This window comes from Pseudomonas sp., assembly GCF_036404235.1.
In the GTDB taxonomy this organism is placed as follows: domain Bacteria; phylum Pseudomonadota; class Gammaproteobacteria; order Pseudomonadales; family Pseudomonadaceae; genus Aquipseudomonas.
In genome coordinates, this window is record NZ_DASWOT010000155.1 from 35,465 (window position 1) to 55,698 (window position 20,234).

21 protein-coding genes are annotated in these 20,234 nt (G+C 57.1%); 15 read left to right on the top strand and 6 right to left on the bottom strand.

Annotated features, from left to right (window positions below; translation table 11 throughout):
* Window positions 1-66: 66 nt before the first annotated feature.
* Window positions 67-510 carry an RNA polymerase-binding protein DksA gene (gene dksA / locus VGC62_RS19560; RefSeq protein WP_331188732.1) on the bottom strand — a complete coding sequence of 148 codons (444 nt, stop codon included), beginning with the start codon at window positions 508-510 and terminating at the stop codon, window positions 67-69.
* A gap of 419 nt (window positions 511-929) precedes the next feature.
* Between dksA and VGC62_RS19565 the strand changes: the two genes are divergently transcribed.
* Both VGC62_RS19565 and sfsA read left to right on the top strand, forming a co-directional pair.
* Window positions 930-2,102: a pyridoxal phosphate-dependent aminotransferase gene (locus tag VGC62_RS19565; protein ID WP_331188733.1), complete on the top strand. Its 1,173-nt coding sequence runs from the start codon at window positions 930-932 to the stop codon at window positions 2,100-2,102.
* Window positions 2,102-2,845: a DNA/RNA nuclease SfsA gene (gene sfsA / locus VGC62_RS19570; protein WP_331188734.1), complete on the top strand. Its 744-nt coding sequence runs from the start codon at window positions 2,102-2,104 to the stop codon at window positions 2,843-2,845. The genes VGC62_RS19565 and sfsA overlap by 1 nt, the downstream gene beginning before the upstream one ends.
* On the opposite strand, the gene VGC62_RS19575 is transcribed toward sfsA, so the two are convergent.
* A complete protein-coding gene (locus VGC62_RS19575; RefSeq protein ID WP_331188752.1) occupies window positions 2,823-3,152 on the bottom strand; it encodes a Rieske (2Fe-2S) protein in 330 nt (109 codons plus the stop codon). The two genes, sfsA and VGC62_RS19575, sit on opposite strands and share 23 nt — an antisense overlap.
* Window positions 3,153-3,316: 164 nt before the next feature.
* Between VGC62_RS19575 and VGC62_RS19580 the strand changes: the two genes are divergently transcribed.
* The 4 genes from VGC62_RS19580 (at window position 3,317) to deoC (ending at window position 6,961) form a co-directional block, all read left to right on the top strand.
* The gene (locus VGC62_RS19580; protein ID WP_331188735.1) at window positions 3,317-4,216 is read left to right on the top strand and encodes a heme/hemin ABC transporter substrate-binding protein; all 900 of its coding nucleotides are present in this window, start codon (window positions 3,317-3,319) and stop codon (window positions 4,214-4,216) included.
* On the top strand, window positions 4,213-5,250 hold the full coding sequence (locus VGC62_RS19585; protein WP_331188736.1) for a FecCD family ABC transporter permease: 1,038 nt from the start codon (window positions 4,213-4,215) through the stop codon (window positions 5,248-5,250). Before VGC62_RS19580 ends, VGC62_RS19585 begins: the two co-directional genes overlap by 4 nt.
* Window positions 5,250-6,011: a heme ABC transporter ATP-binding protein gene (locus VGC62_RS19590; protein WP_331188737.1), complete on the top strand. Its 762-nt coding sequence runs from the start codon at window positions 5,250-5,252 to the stop codon at window positions 6,009-6,011. The genes VGC62_RS19585 and VGC62_RS19590 overlap by 1 nt, the downstream gene beginning before the upstream one ends.
* Before the next feature lie 188 nt (window positions 6,012-6,199).
* Window positions 6,200-6,961: a deoxyribose-phosphate aldolase gene (gene deoC, locus VGC62_RS19595; RefSeq protein ID WP_331188738.1), complete on the top strand. Its 762-nt coding sequence runs from the start codon at window positions 6,200-6,202 to the stop codon at window positions 6,959-6,961.
* Between the two features lie 237 nt (window positions 6,962-7,198).
* Here deoC and VGC62_RS19600 read toward each other — a convergent pair whose 3' ends face one another.
* The 3 genes from VGC62_RS19600 to VGC62_RS19610 form a co-directional block, all read right to left on the bottom strand.
* Complete coding sequence (locus VGC62_RS19600) at window positions 7,199-7,465, bottom strand: TfoX/Sxy family protein (protein WP_331188739.1); 267 nt, start codon at window positions 7,463-7,465, stop codon at window positions 7,199-7,201.
* Window positions 7,466-7,707: 242 nt separating this feature from the next.
* Window positions 7,708-8,052, bottom strand: a complete 345-nt coding sequence (locus VGC62_RS19605) for a pentapeptide repeat-containing protein (protein WP_331188740.1) — start codon at window positions 8,050-8,052, stop codon at window positions 7,708-7,710.
* Window positions 8,053-8,152: 100 nt separating this feature from the next.
* Window positions 8,153-9,688 (bottom strand): bifunctional aminoglycoside phosphotransferase/ATP-binding protein, encoded by a 1,536-nt coding sequence (locus VGC62_RS19610; protein WP_331188741.1) that lies wholly within the window; start codon window positions 9,686-9,688, stop codon window positions 8,153-8,155.
* Window positions 9,689-9,824: 136 nt separating this feature from the next.
* Between VGC62_RS19610 and mrcB the strand changes: the two genes are divergently transcribed.
* The 3 genes from mrcB to VGC62_RS19625 are packed head-to-tail and all read left to right on the top strand — an operon-like array spanning window position 9,825 to window position 13,253.
* Window positions 9,825-12,143 carry a penicillin-binding protein 1B gene (gene mrcB / locus VGC62_RS19615; RefSeq protein WP_331188742.1) on the top strand — a complete coding sequence of 773 codons (2,319 nt, stop codon included), beginning with the start codon at window positions 9,825-9,827 and terminating at the stop codon, window positions 12,141-12,143.
* 16 nt (window positions 12,144-12,159) lie between these two features.
* Window positions 12,160-12,924: a hypothetical protein gene (locus VGC62_RS19620; protein WP_331188743.1), complete on the top strand. Its 765-nt coding sequence runs from the start codon at window positions 12,160-12,162 to the stop codon at window positions 12,922-12,924.
* On the top strand, window positions 12,924-13,253 hold the full coding sequence (locus tag VGC62_RS19625; RefSeq protein WP_331188744.1) for a YqcC family protein: 330 nt from the start codon (window positions 12,924-12,926) through the stop codon (window positions 13,251-13,253). The genes VGC62_RS19620 and VGC62_RS19625 overlap by 1 nt, the downstream gene beginning before the upstream one ends.
* Before the next feature lie 3 nt (window positions 13,254-13,256).
* On the opposite strand, the gene VGC62_RS19630 is transcribed toward VGC62_RS19625, so the two are convergent.
* Entirely contained in the window at window positions 13,257-13,682 is a 426-nt protein-coding gene (locus VGC62_RS19630; protein ID WP_331188745.1) for a DUF4124 domain-containing protein, read from the bottom strand.
* Between the two features lie 416 nt (window positions 13,683-14,098).
* Between VGC62_RS19630 and VGC62_RS19635 the strand changes: the two genes are divergently transcribed.
* The 6 genes from VGC62_RS19635 to msrQ all read left to right on the top strand — a co-directional run bounded on the left by VGC62_RS19635 (window position 14,099) and on the right by msrQ (window position 20,094).
* Window positions 14,099-15,823, top strand: coding sequence for an acetolactate synthase 3 large subunit (locus tag VGC62_RS19635; RefSeq protein WP_331188746.1), 1,725 nt, complete (start codon window positions 14,099-14,101; stop codon window positions 15,821-15,823).
* A 2-nt stretch (window positions 15,824-15,825) separates the two neighbouring features.
* Window positions 15,826-16,317: an acetolactate synthase small subunit gene (gene ilvN, locus VGC62_RS19640; protein WP_331188747.1), complete on the top strand. Its 492-nt coding sequence runs from the start codon at window positions 15,826-15,828 to the stop codon at window positions 16,315-16,317.
* Window positions 16,318-16,365: 48 nt separating this feature from the next.
* Entirely contained in the window at window positions 16,366-17,382 is a 1,017-nt protein-coding gene (gene ilvC / locus VGC62_RS19645; protein WP_331188748.1) for a ketol-acid reductoisomerase, read from the top strand.
* A gap of 157 nt (window positions 17,383-17,539) precedes the next feature.
* Window positions 17,540-18,388 (top strand): CDP-diacylglycerol--serine O-phosphatidyltransferase, encoded by an 849-nt coding sequence (gene pssA / locus VGC62_RS19650; protein WP_331188749.1) that lies wholly within the window; start codon window positions 17,540-17,542, stop codon window positions 18,386-18,388.
* Window positions 18,389-18,460: 72 nt separating this feature from the next.
* Window positions 18,461-19,474, top strand: a complete 1,014-nt coding sequence (gene msrP / locus VGC62_RS19655; RefSeq protein WP_331188750.1) for a protein-methionine-sulfoxide reductase catalytic subunit MsrP — start codon at window positions 18,461-18,463, stop codon at window positions 19,472-19,474.
* Window positions 19,474-20,094 carry a protein-methionine-sulfoxide reductase heme-binding subunit MsrQ gene (msrQ, locus tag VGC62_RS19660; protein ID WP_331188751.1) on the top strand — a complete coding sequence of 207 codons (621 nt, stop codon included), beginning with the start codon at window positions 19,474-19,476 and terminating at the stop codon, window positions 20,092-20,094. The genes msrP and msrQ overlap by 1 nt, the downstream gene beginning before the upstream one ends.
* The last annotated feature ends 140 nt before the right edge of the window (window positions 20,095-20,234 follow it).

The window sequence follows — 20,234 nt, forward strand, 5'->3', positions numbered from 1 at the left end:
ATTGCATTCCAGCCGTTAGAACAACAAAAGGCGCCGAAGCGCCCTTTGTTTCAGGCGTAAATCAGATCACTTGCCGACCTGTTTTTCCTTGATCTCAGCCAGCGTCTTGCAGTCGATGCACAGATCAGCTGTTGGGCGGGCTTCCAGGCGGCGAACACCGATTTCGATGCCGCAGGATTCGCACCAGCCATATTCTTCGTCTTCGATCAATTGCAAGGTTTTGTCGATCTTCTTGATCAGCTTGCGCTCGCGATCACGGGCACGCAGTTCAAGGCTGAACTCTTCTTCCTGGCTGGCGCGATCCGCCGGGTCCGGGAAGTTGGCGGCCTCGTCTTGCATGTGAAGCATGGTCCGGTCGACCTCTTGCATCAGTTGCACCTTCCACTTGTGGAGGATGCCAGTGAAATGGGCGCGCATTTTCTCGCCCATGTACTCCTCACCCTTCGTTTCAACGTAGGGTTCGAAACCACTGATCAGTTGACTGCTTTTTTGCTTTTCTTGGGTGGGCATGAAGGGACCGCCTCTCACTCATCTATCCATTGCGCAGGGTTTGGTTCCAGACGATATGAAAACTATTACGGCTGAGTGCCTTCGACGTTACACACGCCTATGTTTTCACGCCGTCTGGTGACATCGCCGACACCTGCCGGCCCTGCGGCTGCAAGCGGGCGAACTTACCAGATCAAATCGGAGCGCGCTACTCCCGGTTGTCGAGCATGGCTCTACAATGGCACTCATGGCTGTGACCAAAGCACAAGCGAATTAGTTTGAAATTACGGTGTGTGCTGAGTCTAGCCCCGTATGGCTTGGGCGTTGGGTTAATTGAAGAGTGCCTCCTTCAGATGGCTATTGCCCTTTTTAAACCTGTTGCGCGGCGATCGGTTGGGTAGAATCGCGACATTGCTCCAGCCCCTCTTAAAGGAAGACCAATGCCTCAGCCTTACAGTGCGCGCAGTCGCGCGATCGAACCTTTTCACGTCATGGCGCTGCTGGCACGGGCCAATGAACTGCAGGCGGCGGGGCACGACGTCATTCATTTGGAAATAGGTGAGCCCGACTTCACGACTGCCGAGCCGATTATCAAGGCCGGTCAAGCTGCACTTGCTGCGGGTAAAACCCGCTATACCGCCGCGCGAGGGTTACCAGAACTGCGTGAAGCCATTTCTGGTTTTTATGCTCAGCGTTACGGTGTCAATGTCGACCCTGGGCGGATTCTGATCACACCGGGCGGCTCGGGTGCTTTGTTGCTGGCGACCAGCCTGTTGGTTGATCCCGGCAAGCACTGGTTGCTAGCCGATCCGGGCTACCCCTGTAATCGCCATTTCTTGCGGTTGGTTGAAGGCGCGGCACAATTGGTGCCGGTAGGGCCGGAGGTTCGCTATCAACTGACGCCCGATCTGGTGGCGCGGCATTGGGATCAGGACAGCGTCGGTGCGTTGGTGGCTTCTCCAGCCAACCCAACTGGCACGCTACTGCATCGCGACGAACTCGCCGCGCTATCGGCATCGCTCAAAGCCCGCAATGGTCATTTGGTGGTGGACGAGATTTATCATGGCCTGACCTATGGCACCGATGCTGCCAGCGTGTTGGAAGTCGACAATGACGCGTTCGTCCTGAATAGTTTTTCAAAGTATTTCGGCATGACCGGCTGGCGCCTGGGCTGGCTGGTCGCGCCGGAAGACGCGATTGGCGATCTTGAGAAGCTGGCGCAAAACCTCTACATCAGTGCGCCAAGCATGGCGCAAAGTGCGGCGCTGGCCTGTTTTGAGCCGCAAACGCTGGAGATTCTGGAAAGTCGTCGTACCGAATTTGGCCGTCGTCGGGACTTTTTGCTGCCGGCGTTGCGTGAGTTGGGCTTCACCATCGCAGTGGAGCCTGAGGGCGCGTTCTACCTGTATGCAGATATCAGCGCCTTTGGCGGCGATGCTTTCGCGTTCTGTCGACACTTTCTGGAGACCGAGCACGTTGCGTTCACCCCCGGTCTGGATTTCGGTCGTTATCAAGCTGGGCATCATGTGCGTTTTGCCTATACCCAGAGCCTGCCGCGGCTTCAGGAGGCAGTTGATCGTATTGGCCGCGGGCTGCGGAGCTGGCAAGGCTGATGCGTTTCTTTCCAGAACTCGAAGAAGGTCGTTTGCTGATTCGTTACAAGCGGTTTCTCGCCGATATCGAAACGGCCAGCGGCGAACGATTGACCATCCATTGCCCCAATACCGGGTCCATGTTCAATTGCATGATGCCGGGCGGGCGCGTGTGGTTCAGCCGCTCCAACGACCCCAAGCGCAAACTGCCGGGCACGTGGGAAATCAGCGAGACACCTCAGGGCCGTTTCGCCTGCATCAATACCGGTCGCGCCAACAAGCTGGTCGAAGAGGCCCTGCTGGCAGGTATTATCACTGAGCTGAACGGCTTCACCGCGCTCAAGCGTGAGGTGGCCTACGGGGTGGAAAACAGCCGTGTGGATTTTCGCCTGGATTACCCCAGCGGCCCTGCGTTTCTTGAAGTTAAAAGTGTGACGCTGGGTTTTGACGATTCAGCCGTCGCGGCATTTCCTGATGCCGTTACCCAACGCGGGGCGCGGCATCTGCGCGAGTTGGCGGCGTTGGCGCGAGACGGCGTGCGCGCTGTGCTGCTGTATTGTGTCAACCTGACGGGGATCGACGCGGTGCGTGCGGCAGAAGAAATAGACGCGGCCTACGCCGTTGCGCTGCGTGATGCTGTCGCTGCTGGCGTTGAAGTGCTGGCTTACGGTGTGCAGTTGACGCCGCAGGAAGTGAGCATCGACCGCCGCCTGGCGGTGCATCTGGCGCATGAGCATGAGTTTAGTCTGCGGGCGGTGGACTGATCCAGACCCCTTGGGCGTCCTCGCGGCAGGCGACGGCAGTCAAAGACTTTCCTTCGCAGGGCCCGGCGATGCATTCGCCATCCTCGATTAAAAACAACGCACCATGCGTTGCGCACTGGATCAGGCTGGCGCTGCTGTCGAGAAACTGATCGGGCAGCCATTCCAACGCTACTCCGCGATGCGGGCAGCGGTTTTTATAAATGAATACCTGCCCATCGCGCCGCACGGCAAGCATGGCTACACCTTCGCATTCAAAGCCGCGACTTTTTCCTTCGAGAATCTCGCTCCCTTCACACAGGTATTTCAGGTCGGTCTCCTTGGCGCTTGACGTACAAATGCAAATAATTATCAAATTGATCGGTCGTATCTGAGCGTGTAGTTTGCCAGCTCTTGACCGGAGCGACAGCCCAGACGCCGATCAGTCGGGATTCAATCGTCGCTCTTGCCTGCCCCTTCAAAGGACTCTTTCTTATGCGCTTCACCGCCAAGCTCGTTGCCGTTCTGGCCGCGTTCCTGTTGTCCCATACTGCAATGGCCGATTCGCTGGGCACTCAGCGTTGGGCCAGCGCTGGTGGCGCGCTGACCGAGTGGATTGTTGCGCTGGGCGGGGAGTCGCGTCTTGTCGGGATCGACACCACCAGCCAGCATCCTGTTTCGCTGAAATCGTTACCGCGCATCGGTTATCAGCGTCAGCTCTCGGCGGAAGGTATCCTCAGCCTGCGTCCGAATATTCTCGCCGGTACCGAAGAAATGGGACCGCCGCTGGTGCTTGAGCAGCTTCGCGCTGCTGGCATACACGTAGAAGTGCTGTCGGCGAAGGCTGAGCTGTCTGATCTCAAGAACAATCTGCAGCGGTTGGGCGCCTTGCTGGGCACGCAGGGTCAGGCCGATCAGTTGTTCACCGGCTATGAACAAGCACTGGAACAGCAACATGGATGGGTCGCTCAGGCCCAACTGCATCAGCCGGTGCCAGGTGTTTTGTTACTGGTCAGCCATGCCGGTGCCAAGCCCATGGTAGCGGGCATCGACACGGTGGGTGACTGGTTGATTAAGCAAGCGGGTGGCCGAAATCTGGCGACTCACAGTGGTTACAAGGTGTTCTCGATGGAATCGATGGCGGGACTGAATCCTGAAGTGCTGGTATTTACTGATCGCGCACAGGCCGGAGCTTCTTCCCAGGGCGCTCTGCTCAAAGAGAACCCGATACTGGCCGCGTCTCGAGCGGCGCGTGAAGGCCGACTGGTCGAAGTCGACCCGACGCTGTTGGTGGGTGGTTTGGGGCCTCGTTTACCTGAGGCGGTCAAAGCGCTCTCCAACGCTTTCTATCCTGCTGATCGCTCGCTTCACGCCAAAGCCTCTCCCGCCCAATGAGGACGCTCGTACAGCCACGAACGTTGTTCATCCTGTTATCGGTTTCCTGCGTCCTGGCATTTTGGTTGTCGCTGGCTCTCGGGCCGGTGAGCCTGCCACTGGGGGATCTGCTGCGTGCCAGTCTGCGCCTGATGGGGTTTCAGGTGGCCGGCGACAACTTGCAGCAGGCCGAGCTCATCCTGGGACAGATTCGCTTGCCGCGAACTTTGCTAGGCCTCGCGGTCGGCGCGGTGCTGGCGTTGGCGGGCGTGGCGATGCAGGGGTTGTTTCGCAACCCGCTCGCGGACCCGGGCCTAGTGGGCGTCTCTAGCGGTGCAGCCCTGGGTGCTGCGGTGGCGATTGTTGGTGGCGCCTCTTTTGGCGGGCTGCCCGAGGCGTTCGCACCTTATCTGCTGTCGGCATCAGCGTTTGCCGGTGGCCTGGGCGTGACGGCCATAGTCTATAGGCTAGGCCGCCGCGACGGGCAGACCAGTGTCGCGATCATGCTCCTTGCGGGGGTGGCGATGACTGCGCTGGCGGGGTCGATCATTGGTCTGTTCACCTATCTGGCCGACGATGCGACATTGCGCACGTTGGCGTTCTGGAACCTCGGCACCCTGAACGGCGCCAGTTACACCCGCTTGTGGCCACTGCTGTTGGTCTGCGTGGTGGTGATTGCCTGGCTGCCGCGGCGGGCCAAAGCGCTGAATGCTTTGTTGTTGGGTGAGTCCGAGGCTCGGCATTTGGGCATCGAAGTCGAGCGCCTCAAGCGTGAACTGATTTTGTGCATCGCTCTGGGCGTCGGTGCAGCAGTGGCGGCGGCGGGGTTGATAGGTTTCGTCGGTTTGATCGTACCGCACCTGGTGCGCCTGCTGGCGGGGCCGGACCATCGTGTGGTGTTGCCAGCTTCGGCATTGGCGGGAGCCACGTTGCTGCTGTGCGCCGACATCTTCGCGCGGTTGGTGTTGGCGCCTGCCGAGTTGCCCATTGGCATTGTTACTGCGTTTCTCGGAGCACCCTTCTTCCTCTTTCTGTTGGTCAGGGGGCGCACCTGATGCTGCGAGCCGAAAACTTGAGCGTTGAGCGAGGCGGCAAGGTGGTGTTGAAAGACATCAATCTGATGCTGAAACCCGGCGAAATGCTCGGCGTGCTAGGGCCCAACGGTGCTGGCAAGAGTACCTTGCTGGGGGCATTGAGCGGGGAATTGAAAACCCAGCAGGTTTGGTTGGACGACACGCTGCTTGCGCAATGGAACGCGGCGCAGCGTGCGAAACGGTTGGCGGTCCTGGCGCAGAGCTCGACGTTAAGCTTCGCGTTCAAAGTGCAGGAAGTGGTCGCAATGGGACGTTTGCCTCATGACAGCGGGCAGCAACGTGATACCGAGATTATTCGGGCAGCGCTTGAGGCTGCAGACGTGATCCATTTACTTGATCGCAGCTATCTGGCGCTTTCCGGTGGAGAGCGACAGAGAGTCCATCTGGCACGGGTTCTTGCGCAGTTATGGCCCGGGGAGGGCGGTCAATCTCTATTGCTGGATGAGCCGACGTCGATGCTCGATCCGCTGCATCAGCACACCACGCTGCACGCTGTGCGCGAATTTGCCAATCGTGGTGCCGCCGTCCTGGTCATCCTGCATGACCTGAATCTGGCCGCCCGCTATTGTGATCGGGTGCTGTTGCTTGAAAGTGGGCGACCTTACGCGTTGGGTACGCCTGAGGCCGTGCTGGTGCCGGAGGCACTGAAGGCAGTGTTTGGTCTGGAGGTGCTGGTACAGGCACACCCGGAGCGCGGTCACCCGTTGATTATTGCGCGCTGAAAGCAGGTTATCGGGGGCGTGCAGGGCGATTATTGCCTTGCGCCCGTCGGCTCGTGTCGTAGGACGTTGCCTAAGGGTATTTCCTGTAATGGTGTCGTCCCCTTCTTTTGTAACCGCCTGTCCGTTCATGCAGGCCTTCACTCGTTTATGGTTGACCCCTCGAAATTCAAAGTGTTGAGAGGGAAGCGATGACAGGGATGACCGTTGGCGATGAGGAACTGGCCCAACAAACGATTGGCTTGCTGGAACTGACGTCGCTCAATGTAGACGACACACCGGAGCGAATCATTGTGCTCTGCCAACGGGCGCTGACCCCCTTCGGACCCGTGGCGGCGGTTTGTGTGGCGCCCCGGTTTGCAGGGCTGGCGAGGCGAACACTGGACAGTTGGCAGGCACGGGACATCAAGGTTGTGGCTGCGATTAATTTTCCCGGCGGTACGGGAAGTGTCCAGTCGGTTGAGTCCGAAACCCAGGCGGCACTGATGGCGGGCGCAGATGAGATTGATCTGGTGTACCCGTTCCGCGCGCAACTGGCTGGCAACAAGTTTGCCGGTGCCGAGATGGTGGCCGCTTGCAAGGAAAAATGCGACGGCCGCGCCGATCTTACTGTGACGCTGGAAACAGGTGTGCTGCGTGATCCTCAGGTTATTCATGACGTCTGCAGGCGTGTCATTCAGGCGGGGCCAGCTTTCATCAAGACCAGTACCGGCAAGGTTGCTGTCAATGCCACCCCCCAAGCTTCGCGCATTATGGTCGAAGCAATTGCCGAGGTAGGTGGGCAGGTCGGTTTCAAGGCGGCGGGCGGTGTGCGCACGCTGGCTGAGGCGCGGATCTATCTGGATCTTGTGCGTGCGCGCTTCGGTCCGCTGTGGCTGGAGCCGGGTCGGTTACGCATTGGGGCGGCGAGCTTGTTGGACGACTTGTTGTTGCGACTGGGGTTGTGCGAGTGAGGTGCGAATGCTGATTTTCAATAGCCAGCTTTTGAGTCAGATGCGTTCCGACAGGCAAAAAAAGACCCGGCAAAAAGCCGGGTCAAAAACCGTGATTAGCCTGATGAGGAGATAATCTGAGAGTCCGAACCAAGGAGCCTTTCAGGTTATCGACCAGTCTCGCGACTGGATGTGATAATCATAGTGATTCTCATTTATATGTCAACAGGTAAAGCAGAACAATTTTCAGATGACTCTTCAAGTGGGCCCAAGGGAGGTGGCGAGTTGGCTTTTGAGCGCTTGTTTACGCTCAACCGAGAGGGTGTTCCAGTGTCGATCCTGGATTGCGCCTTCGATCGCATACAGCAGCGTTTTCGATGCGTTGAAGCCTTTGATCTTTACCGCTCGGTAGGCGTGTACAGCGCCTAGTCGGCGTAAATCGGCACTGTTGTGAATGCCTGCTGCGTGCAACCACTGGGCAGAGGTCTTTCCGAGGTTTTTCATTTGTTGCAGTTCATCGTCCATGTTGCCTCCATGCACCTTAACCGTTCAGCTCCATTGAAATACCAAGACCTGTTTCAAACTGCGCAAGCAAGTCTGGTTTGAGTGTAGTAGTTGCGACGAAATCTCCATGTAAGACGCAGCTGTTAGCCGATCTATGCGCCAGACGGTATGAGGTGAAGATGTAGGAAATATCGCGAGCAGCGGCTACCCGGCATGTCATCGCATGCAAGGCGGGGAGGTTTGAAGCGTATGTAAGTCTGGAATCAGCGTGGACGGTAACGCATCCGAGTACCAAAATTCACCGACATCAGGATTTCATCGGCACTGAGTTCAGGCGGAAAGTAGGTGCCTGATATCTGCGCATGAGCAATGCTGGCACCTTCAAGTGATGCGGTCCGAAAATCAACGCCCCGCAGGTCCGCTGAGCGAAAGTAGGCACCCGTGAAATCAATATCTTCGGCATTCAGTTCGCGCAGGTCCAAGCCTCGGAAGTCACCTCCGGCCATGTCGATGGCCCCGGACGTGGGGCGCTGCTGGTTGAAGGCTGCGATGTCGTCTTTATGCAGTAAGGCGTAAAGCTGGGAATCAAGCTGTCTTGGCTGGTTCATATGGCGCCTCCGTTATTGGAATTCTGGCGCCATTATGATGCCACTATTGTCGGCCGTGAAGGGTTATCTTCATGACTCGACTGTTGGTAGATAGAGTGATTTAAAGCCCTGGAAGACGCTGGCGAATATGCGCAACCAGCCCATCGAGATCAGAGGCGACGTTGGTTTCGATACGTAGGCTGCTTAAAATCTCTTTTGCTGTCAGCTGTTCACGGTTTGCCTGTTGGGATTCGATGACGGCCATCGTAGCGTCGGACGGATCGTCGTTTTTCGCCTGACGCAGTTTGAGCCATCCAGCAATGACGGCTTGCGGGGCCGTGCAGTCCAGGATCAGCAGTGGCGCGCCGGTCGTTTCGGCCACTTTTGCTGCGCCTTCTCGTTGTTCGCGTTTTAGATAGGTTGCATCGATCACCACCGGGAAGCCTGCGCGCAAGACCCCATCTGCCAACTGATGCAGGCGCTCGTAAGTTGCGACGCTGACATCGGCGGCGTAGAGGTCCTGTTTGTCGGCAAACAAGCGCTTGCGCTCTACATCAGAACGCAGACGGATTGCGCCCAACGCTTCTACCAGGCGCATGGCCACGTGGCTTTTACCCACTGCGGACACGCCATGAGTGATCGCCAGGAAGCGCGAAGGAATGGCGCTGTAGCTCTCGGCCAGGTTCGCGTAGTTGCGGTACTGGCGCATAGTGGTGCCGCGTTGCACGGCGTCGGCGTTCGCCGGCAGACTGAACAACGCCACTTTGGCGCGAACCAGAGCGCGATAGGCTTTATAGAAGTTCAGCAGTTCAAGACCCGCGTAGTCACCGGTTATTTCCAGGTATTGGCTGATCAGTCGACGTGAGTGGACTTTCAGGCCGCGGTCTTCCAGGTCCATGGCGAGAAACCCGATGTCGGCGTACACGTCGGTCATGCGGAACGGTTCGTTGAATTCGATGCAGTCGAAAATCACGACTTTGCCATCGATCAATGTGGCATTACCCAAGTGGATGTCGCCGTGACATTCACGGATGAAACCGTCGGTTTTGCGCTGACTCAACAGGGGCTTCAGGCGCTCGAAGCTGGTGTCGGCCCAGGCTTGCAGGGCTTCGAGTTGGATAATGTCGGCTTTTTCAGTCAGAAACGGGCGAATTTGTTCGAAGTTTTGGGTAATAGGGGCCATCACCGCTTCGGGCGTGCCCAGTGGATGGTCGACCGGTACGCGTGGCGCGTTGAGGTGGAATTCAGCGATTTGTCTGGCGAGATCGTCGATCTGTGCGGTGGTCAGTTCGCCGTTGGCTTGAAGCGTGCTGAGCAGGCCGTCCTGGGGGAACTGACGCATCTTCAACACGTACTCAATCGCCTCGCCAGTGCCGCCCAATTGCGGCGACTCGACACTGCCCGTAATGGGTAGCACCTCCAGATACAAATCTTTGGTCAGGCGCTGGTTAAGCCGCAGCTCTTCCTTGCAGAAGTGCTCGCGGGAGGAAAGGCTGGTGAAGTCCAGGAAGCCGAAATTGACCGGTTTTTTAATCTTGTAAACATAGGGGCCAGTGAGGAGCACCCATGAAATATGCGTCTCGATAACTTGAAAGCGTTCGATCGGATGAGGGAACAAAGCAGGGTTCTGCAGAGCGGTGATCAGTGGCTGGCTCACGGGCGATCCTTCAAAGGGCAATAGTCGATAAGAACGGCTAATAAAAAGAGGGCCATTATGGCCGCTCGGCGCATCGCTGCAAACCGCTATGAGAGCGGTCTGCCGAACGCTTGTAAAGTGCGTATAATCCGCCGCCATGACCCGTACCCGCACCCCCAAGAAGTCCAAAAAGCCCGCTAATAGCGGCCTTCGTACCTGGTTAGGTTGGGCGTTGAAGCTCGCTCTTGTCGGCCTGGTAATCCTTGCCTGTTTCGCCGTTTATCTCGATTCAATCGTCCAGGAAAAATTTTCCGGAAAGCGCTGGACCATTCCGGCCAAGGTTTACGCGCGACCGCTCGAGCTGTTCGTCGGACAAAAACTGTCTCGTGATGATTTTCTTGTCGAACTCGATGCCCTGGGTTATCGCCGTGAAAGCGTGGCCAACGGCCCCGGTGCTGCTGCGGTGAGCGGCAATACGGTGGACCTCAACACCCGTGGCTTCCAGTTTTATGAGGGCGCAGACCCTGCTCAGCAGATTCGTGTACGTTTCTCCGGCGACTACGTGGCTGACCTGACGTCGGCCAACGGCGCCAAACTTGCGGTAGCGCGTCTTGAGCCTCTGCTGATCGGCGGCCTGTACCCGAAAAACCTCGAAGACCGCATTCTGATCAAGCTTGATCAAGCACCCCCGTATTTGCTCGATACGTTGGTGACCGTCGAGGACCGGGATTTCTATCACCACTTTGGTGTGTCGCCGAAGTCGATTGCACGGGCCTTTTGGGTCAACGCCTCGGCGGGGCAGATGCGCCAGGGCGGCAGTACCCTGACGCAACAGTTGGTCAAAAACTTCTACTTGAGCAACGAGCGCAGTATCACCCGCAAGTTGACTGAGGCCATGATGGCCTTGCTGCTGGAGATCCATTACAGCAAGCAAGAGATTCTTGAGGCGTACCTCAATGAGGTGTTCGTCGGACAAGACGGCCAGCGAGCGGTTCATGGTTTTGGGTTGGCCAGTCAGTATTTCTTCAGCCAGCCATTGTCGGAGCTTAAGCTGCACCAAGTGGCGTTGCTGGTAGGTCTGGTCAAAGGGCCGTCCTATTACAACCCGCGTCGCAACCCGGAGCGTTCACTTGAGCGGCGCAATCTGGTGCTCGACCTGCTTGAGCAGCAAGGCGTCGCCACACCGCAAGCCGTCGCCGCAGCGAAGAAGATGCCGCTGGGTGTGACCAAGACAGGCTCATTGGCCGACAGCTCATTCCCGGGTTTCCTCGATCTGGTCAAGCGTCAGTTGCGCGAGGACTATCGTGACGAAGACTTGACCGAAGAAGGTCTACGGATATTCACCAGCTTCGACCCGATCCTGCAGATGAAGTCAGAGTCGGCCATGAAGGAAACCTTCAGCCGGCTTGCGGGGCGCAAGGGTTCTGATGAGGTGGAAGGGGCCATGGTCGTGACCAACCCTGAAACGGGCGAGGTCCAGGCATTGATCGGCAGTCGTCAGGCTGGGTTTGCCGGGTTCAATCGGGCGATCGATGCGGTTCGGCCAATCGGCTCTTTGGTCAAACCGGCGATATACCTGACCGCGCTTGAACAGCCGAGCAAGTACACGCTGACCAGCTGGGTGGCGGACGAACCTTTCTCGGTCAAGGGCGCGGACGGACAAATCTGGAAACCGCAGAACTTCGATCACAAGGCCCATGGCAATATTTTCCTGTATCAGGGGCTGGCGCATTCCTACAACTTGTCCAGCGCCAAGCTTGGCCTCGACCTAGGCGTGCCGACGGTGTTCAAAACCCTGAACAAGCTCGGCGTCACGCGCGAGTGGCCGGCTTATCCTTCTATGTTGCTGGGGGCCGGTGCGTTGAGTCCGATGGAAGTCGCGGTCATGTACCAGACCATCGCTAACGGCGGCTTCAACACGCCAATGCGTGGAATCCGCAGCGTGCTGACCGCTGAGGGCGAGCCGCTCAAGCGTTATCCGTTCCAGATTCAGCAGCGTTTCGACCCCGGCTCGATCTATCTGCTGCAAAATGCCATGCAGCGAGTGATGCGCGAGGGCACAGGCAAGTCGGTCTACAACACGCTGCCAAGTAATCTCAATCTGGCGGGTAAGTCGGGCACGACCAACGACTCTCGCGACAGTTGGTTTGCTGGCTTCAGTCAGGATCTGCTGGCAGTTGTCTGGCTGGGGCGCGACGATAACGGCAAGACACCGTTCACCGGAGCCACTGGCGCATTGCAAGTCTGGACCAGCTTCATGAAAAAGGCCGACCCGCTGCCGCTGGACATGGCCTTGCCGGATAATGTGGTTCAGGTTTGGGTCAATGCCAGTACGGGCCAGGGCAGCGATGCCGGATGCCCGAATGCGGTGCAGATGCCGTATATTCGCGGCAGTGAGCCTCAGCCCGGTCCTGCATGCGGTGGAAACTCCGCACCCGCCGAAGTGATGGACTGGGTCAAGGGCTGGTTGAACTAAGCGAAGAGGATGTGACGTGAATAAGTGGTGGATTCCGGCCTTAACGGCTCTGGCTTTGCTCAACGGTTGTGCCAGTCAGACGCGTAGCGCGATTCCGGTGGTTGATTCTGGCTCGCGTGTTTCCAACGGCGAGCGTGTGTCCGCGACCCGGAACAATACCTATCCAGCGGCGGTGCAGAGTCGGGCGCAGCCGCAATCGATTACCGAAGATTCGGGGGTGGTGGTGATGGTGCCTGGCGGTGGTGCTACGGCCAGTGCTGCGCCGATTCAGACTTTTACGCCACCTATCGATACCGCTCCGATCAGTCAGGCAGCGGCGGGTACGACGTATGACATGCCCTCTGCTGCCAATAACACCTACAACATGCCGGCTCCGGTAAATAACACATACAGCGCACCAGCCACGACCGCGCCGAGTGGTATCCCCTCCTCGGGTGCTCTGTCGGCTGACGAGCAACTTGATGGCCCAGTGCTGGCGCTTCTGACCACCGCTCAACAGCAGCAGAGCAGTGGCGACCTCAACGGTGCATCGTCTAGTCTTGAGCGCGCGCAGCGTGTGGCGCCTCGGGAGCCGCAGGTGCTTTATCGTTTGGCGCAGGTTCGGCTGGCTCAGGGTGATGCTGCTCAGGCTGAGCAACTGGCCCGTCGTGGTCTGACGTACGCCAACGGCCGTGCCAGTTTGCAGGCCAGTCTGTGGAATCTGATCGCTCAGTCCCGTGAGAAGCAAGGTGATGCGGCAGGCGCTGCGCTTGCTCGTCAGAAAGCCAAGGTCAACCTCTGATGGATGAACGATTTCCGCAAATCGCTGAGCAGTTGTTGCTGATCGAGCGGGAGTTGCGTGTACTTGGCCTTTGGAGCGAAGTTCCTCCCAGCGAGGAGGAGCTTTCCAGTCTTGAGCCGTTCTGTGTCGACACACTGGACTTCGATCAGTGGCTGCAATGGATTTTCCTGCCGAGGATGAAGATCATCCTCGAACAGGATCTCGCGCTGCCCAGTGCGTCGGGCATTCTGGAAATGGCGCAGATGGTCTACGCAAGTAGGGTGGAGCAGACGCGAACACTGCAGGCGCTACTGGCTCACTTTGACCGTCTGATCACCGCGTCGACCTGACGATCAGAGGCAGTTGTCCGAGATCGATTTCGTCAGGTCCGTGATGCGGGCCTGGCGTTCTTCTTCGGTGAAACGCTTGAATTCACCGTTCACTTCTTCGCGAACGCGGGGATTGTTCTGGAATAACGCCAGATTGGTCCGCGCAGTGGCGCAATATTCGGCGCGCTTGGCTTCCTGGGCAGCCACCTGTTTTTTCACTTTGGCGTCAACTGTTTGCTGTTCGCCTTTCGGGTCGGGCGACGGTTGCGATGCGGGTGGCGGCGCAGGTACTGGTTTTTGAGTGTCAATCTCCTGGACTTGCTGACCCGCCGGCGGTTGTGCGTCGAAATGAGTAACGCCTTGGGCGTCCACCCACTTAAAAATCTGGGCGGCCTGCGTGAGCGGGTTGACAGCTAATGCCAGCGTGGCCGCTAAAATCATCCAGCGCATACGGCTTCCTTAACTTCGATGTCGATAACAGTGCTCAGGCAAGCTATCACAAGCATGGGTTTGCGACTGTCATTTGGTGCTTTTTCATGCGGTTGCAGAGAAGAAAGCTCACGGATGACTTGACTTGAGAGAGTCGAATCACAACAATCCAAAGTTCGCTGTAGAAGGACTGCCAGAAGCAGGCCGTCTCGGTAGATCATGAGGCGCACATCCGCGCCGACCTGTAACACCCGCAACGCGTTACCTCGCGCTGGGTGGGAAAGCCCCGAAACACTTATGGGGGGATCCCAATACTTGCTCAGTCAGTGCTGACGTAGTCGGCGACCACCGTCGCTCATGCTCTGCTTTGCAGTAAACCTATTAAGACCCGTCTCCCCAAGTGTGGACGGTATTCTGGCGTTTTAGAGGTGAACAACGTGGAGCTTTTATCTGGCGCTGAAATGGTCGTCCGCTTTTTGCGTGACGAAGGCGTTGAGCACATCTATGGGTACCCTGGCGGTGCCCTACTGCACATATACGATGCGCTGTTCAAAGAACCGGCTGTGAGCCACATCCTCGTTCGTCACGAACAGGCTGCCACTCACATGGCCGACGGTTATGCGCGTGCCACGGGGCGAGCCGGTGTCGTGCTGGTGACATCTGGCCCGGGGGCGACCAACGCCATCACCGGTATTGCGACCGCTTACATGGACTCCATTCCGATGGTAGTGCTGTCGGGCCAGGTCGCGAGCACGATGGTGGGAACTGACGCGTTCCAGGAAACCGACATGATCGGTATCTCTCGCCCAATCGTGAAGCACAGCTTCATGATCAAGCACCCGTCGGAAATCCCGGAAGTTCTGAAAAAAGCCTTCTATCTAGCGCAGTCCGGTCGTCCTGGTCCTGTTGTGGTCGATATCCCCAAAGACATGACCAATCCGGCTGAAAAGTTCGAATACATATTCCCGAAGAAAGCCAAGCTGCGTTCATACAGCCCGGCCGTTCGTGGGCATTCCGGGCAGATCCGCAAGGCAGTCGAGATGCTGCTGGCGGCCAAGCGTCCGATCATTTACGCCGGTGGCGGCGTGGTCCTGGGCAACGGTTCCGCGCCGTTGACCGAGTTGGCTCAACTGCTGAACGCTCCGGTGACCAACACGCTGATGGGCTTGGGTTGTTATCCGGGCACTGATCGTCAGTTCGTCGGTATGCTCGGCATGCACGGCAGCTACACCGCCAACCTGGCGATGCACCATGCCGACGTGATCCTGGCCGTGGGCGCGCGTTTCGATGACCGAGTGATCAATGGCGCGGCGAAGTTTTGTCCGAACGCCAAAGTTATTCACATCGATATCGACCCAGCTTCGATTTCCAAGACCATCAAGGCCGACGTACCTATCGTAGGTCCGGTTGAAAGTGTGCTGACCGAAATGGTCTCCACGCTGAAGGAGATTGGCGAGACTCCAAACAAAGAGTCTGTGGCCAGTTGGTGGAAGCAGATCGATGAGTGGCGCGGCGATCGCGACCTGTTCCCATACAACCGCGGTGACGGCAGCGTGATCAAGCCGCAGACCGTTATTGAAACGCTGTGTGAAGTGACCAAGGGCGATGCTTATGTCACCTCTGATGTCGGTCAGCATCAGATGTTTGCAGCCCAGTACTACCGCTTCAACAAGCCCAACCGTTGGATCAACTCAGGTGGCCTGGGCACCATGGGTTTTGGTTTTCCGGCGGCAATGGGCGTCAAGCTGAGTTTTCCGGAAGCTAACGTCGCCTGTGTCACGGGCGAAGGCAGTATCCAGATGAACATCCAGGAACTGTCGACCTGCTTGCAATACGGTTTGCCGGTCAAGATCATCCTGCTCAACAACGGGGTGCTCGGGATGGTTCGTCAGTGGCAGGACATGAGCTACAGCGGTCGCCACTCACATTCCTACATGGAGTCGCTGCCTGATTTCGTGAAGCTGGTCGAGGCTTATGGTCACGTCGGTATGCGCATCACCGATCTGAAGGATTTGAAGCCGAAGATGGAAGAGGCTTTTGCCATGACCGATCGACTGGTGTTCCTCGATATTAAGGTCGATGTCTCGGAGCACGTTTACCCGATGCAGATCAAAGACGGCTCTATGCGCGATATGTGGCTGAGCAAGACGGAGCGGACTTAATCATGCGGCATATTATTTCGCTATTGCTGGAAAACGAACCGGGCGCCTTGTCTCGCGTCGTCGGTCTGTTCTCGCAACGCAACTACAACATCGAAAGCCTGACGGTAGCGCCCACCGAAGACCCGACTTTGTCGCGTCTGACGTTGACCACGGTAGGTCATGATGAGGTGATCGAGCAGATCACCAAAAACCTCAACAAGCTGGTGGAAGTCGTCAAGCTGGTCGACTTGTCGGAAAGCGCGCACATCGAGCGTGAGCTGATGCTGATCAAGGTGAAAGCCACAGGCGCACAACGCGCCGAGATCAAGCGCACCACGGATATTTTTCGCGGCCAGATCGTTGACGTATCCAGTAGTGTCTACACCGTGCAACTGACCGGTACGAGCGATAAACTCGACAGCTTTATTCAGGCCATCGGCACTGCCGCGATCCTGGAAACAGTACGCAGCGGCGTTACGGGCATTGCCCGCGGCGACAAAGTGCTGAGCATCTAACTCAAATTAAGCGAATGGCTCGAACGGCCAAGATAACAGGGGAATTTCATGAAAGTTTATTACGACAAAGACTGCGACCTTTCGATCATCCAGGGCAAAAAAGTTGCCATCATCGGTTACGGTTCCCAAGGCCATGCCCAAGCATGCAACCTGAAAGACTCCGGCGTTGATGTCACCGTTGGCCTGCGTAAAGGTTCTGCCACTGTCGCCAAGGCCCAAGCCCACGGCCTGAAAGTGACTGACGTTGCTTCCGCCGTTGCCGCTGCCGACCTGGTCATGATCCTGACCCCGGACGAGTTCCAGTCCGCTCTGTACAAGAACGAAGTCGAGCCGAACCTGAAGCAGGGCGCAACCTTGGCTTTCTCCCACGGCTTCGCGATCCACTACAACCAGGTCGTTCCACGCGCTGATCTCGACGTGATCATGATCGCGCCTAAAGCGCCGGGTCACACCGTGCGTACCGAGTTCGTAAAAGGCGGCGGTATTCCTGACCTGATCGCTATCTACCAGGATGCTTCCGGCAACGCCAAAAACGTTGCGCTGTCGTACGCTTCGGGTGTTGGTGGTGGCCGTACAGGTATCATCGAAACCACGTTCAAAGACGAAACCGAAACCGACCTGTTCGGCGAACAAGCCGTACTGTGCGGCGGTACTGTCGAGCTGGTCAAGGCCGGCTTCGAAACCCTGGTTGAAGCCGGTTACGCGCCAGAAATGGCGTACTTCGAGTGTCTCCACGAACTGAAACTGATCGTAGACCTCATGTACGAAGGCGGTATCGCCAACATGAACTACTCGATCTCCAACAACGCTGAATACGGCGAGTACGTGACCGGCCCTGAAGTCATCAACGCTGAATCGCGTCAGGCTATGCGCAATGCTCTGAAGCGCATCCAGGACGGCGAATACGCGAAAATGTTCATCAGCGAAGGCGCAACTGGCTACCCATCGATGACCGCCAAGCGTCGTAACAACGCAGCTCACGGCATCGAAATCATCGGTGAACAACTGCGCTCGATGATGCCTTGGATCGCGGCGAACAAAATCGTCGACAAAGCCAAGAACTGAGTTCGGCTCTGGTTGAGAGCGTTGTGGCTCTACAAAAAAGCGCGGCCTTCGGGTCGCGCTTTTTCGTTATAGGGGTTCATCTGGTATAAAGCTGCATCGTTTGTCGGCATCGCGCCGCAAGCACCAGTCGAAAATTCACAGCTGCAAGGTATTGTTTATGAGCGAACGTCCCGAAGAGCCGAACAAGGCCTCTGACGCCGAAAGCCTGCTACCGATCGATGAACATATAGAAGAAGGCCACGATGCCGAGGGGCGTAAGGTCCGGCACCGCGGCATCTATCTGCTGCCGAATCTGTTTACCACGGCCAACCTGTTTGCTGGTTTCTACGCCATCATCAGTTCGATGAGTGCGCAGAGTGCAATGAGTGCGGGTGATCCTGCGAGTGCCAGCAAGTATTTTGCGTTTGCGGCTATCGCTATCTTCGTGGCTATGGTGCTCGATGGCCTGGATGGCCGTGTTGCACGTATGACCAACACGCAAAGCGCATTTGGTGCCGAGTACGATTCGTTGTCCGACATGGTGGCATTCGGTGTCGCCCCGGCGTTGCTGGCCTTTGGCTGGGCGCTGGGTGATATGGGCAAAGTGGGCTGGATGGTCGCCTTCATTTATGTGGCTGGCGCGGCATTGCGTCTTGCGCGTTTCAACACTCAGGTTGGCAAGGCCGACAAGCGTTACTTCATTGGCCTGGCCAGTCCGGCGGCCGCGGGTGTCGTTGCAGGCACTGTATGGGCATTCAGCGACTACGGGATCCAGGGCTCGAAGATGTCGTTCCTTGTTGCTTTGTTGGTGGCGGCCGCGGGGATGCTGATGGTCAGCAATATCAAGTACAACAGTTTCAAGGAGCTTGATCTGAAAGGGCGAGTTCCTTTCGTTGCGATTTTGGCCGTGGTGTTGGTGTTTGCTGTGGTATTCAGTGATCCCCCGCGCATTCTGCTGCTGATTTTCCTCGCGTATGCAGCATCGGGTCCGATTCAGTACTTGCTGCGCTTGCGCCGGCAGAAATAGAACCGCCGATTCGATTTCCCGCATACTCCGCAGCTCATAGGGGCATCAGTTTCCCGTAGCTGTGGAGTCATCATGCTGATCAAGTTATCTTCGGCGTCCGACTGCAAAGAGTCGGACGTTACGCCTGAATCGATCTACCTTTCCCGTCGGGCTCTGTTAGGTGCAACCGTCGCTGGGCTTGCCATGAGTGCAGTGCCCCGTTGGGCAAGCGCCGCGAACATTTCTCTATATTCCGATGTTGAACCTGGCGCTGCGCCTCAGTGGTTCAAGGACAAACTGCCTGCGACCAAATGGCAGGCAGTCAACGTCAAGGACGAGGCAATCACACCCTTCAAAGATGCTACGCACTACAACAACTTCTATGAGTTCGGCACCGATAAGGGCGACCCGGCGCAAAATGCGGGCTCGCTTAAAACCGAACCCTGGAGCGTGGTCATCGATGGTGAGGTTGGCAAGCCGGGGCGGTATGCACTGGAGGACTTCATGAAGCCTTATCAGTTGGAGGAGCGAATCTATCGCCTGCGGTGTGTAGAGGCGTGGTCGATGGTGATCCCTTGGATTGGCCTGCCAATCTCCGAGCTGCTCAAACGGGTCGAGCCGACTGCCAACGCTAAATACATCCGTTTCGAAACCCTTCAGGACCCTAAGTCGATGCCCGGACAGCGCTCTGGTTTTGCGCTGATCGACTGGCCCTATGTAGAGGGGCTGCGTCTGGATGAGGCGATGAATCCCTTGGCAATTCTTGCCGTGGGAATGTATGGCCGCGAGCTACCTAATCAGAACGGCGCGCCGCTGCGTCTGGTGGTGCCCTGGAAGTACGGCTTCAAAAGCGTGAAGTCGATCGTGCGTATCAGTTTGGTCAGCGAGCAACCCAAGACTACTTGGCAAAGTATCGCGGCGAACGAGTATGGCTTCTATGCGAACGTGAATCCCACGGTCGACCATCCTCGGTGGACGCAGGCGCGTGAGCGTCGTTTGCCAAGCGGGCTCTTCACTCCAAATATTCGTCAGACAGAGATGTTTAACGGGTATGGGGAGCAGGTTGCTTCTCTTTATGCAGGGCTGGATCTGCGGAAAAATTACTGATGCGTTTTCTGTTTTGGCGTCTGGGTGTTTTTGTGGCGTGCTGCGTAGCGCCGGTATTGTGGGTTTATCAGGCGTGGATCTTTGCGTTGGGGCCTGATCCTGGGAAGGTCCTGGTGGATCGGTTGGGTCTTGGGACGCTGATCCTGTTGCTGATCACCTTGGCCATGACACCCTTGCAGCGCATGACAGGTTGGTCGGGCTGGATTTCGGTTCGGCGTCAGTTGGGCTTATGGTGTTTTGCCTATGTGGTGATGCACTTGACTGGATATGTGTTTTTTATCCTTGGGCTGGATGTGGGGCAATTGGGTGTGGAGCTGGTGAAGCGGCCCTATATCATTGTCGGCAGTCTGGCGTTCTTGTGTCTGTTGGCGCTGGCGGTTACCTCCAATCGCTACAGTCAGCGGCGGTTGGGTAAACGCTGGAAGACGCTGCATCGGCTTATCTATGTGATTTTGGGGCTGGGTTTGCTGCATTACCTGTGGATTGTCCGGGCGGATCTTAAGGAGTGGTCGTTATATGCCTGTATTGGCGGACTGCTGCTTATTCTGCGAATCCCTGTAATTGCTAGTCGAATCCCCCGGTTTAACGCCAGAAAGACAGTGGTCATCAAGAAACTTTGAATTAAGGGTTGACGGGGTGTTGGATGTGTCTATAATTCGCCCCACTTCCGGCGCAGACGAAACGGAAAACTCCTTGGTAATCAAAGAGTTGGACGAAGTAAGCAGGGCCGAAGTGCTTCGATTTGCAGGTTAAATCGACA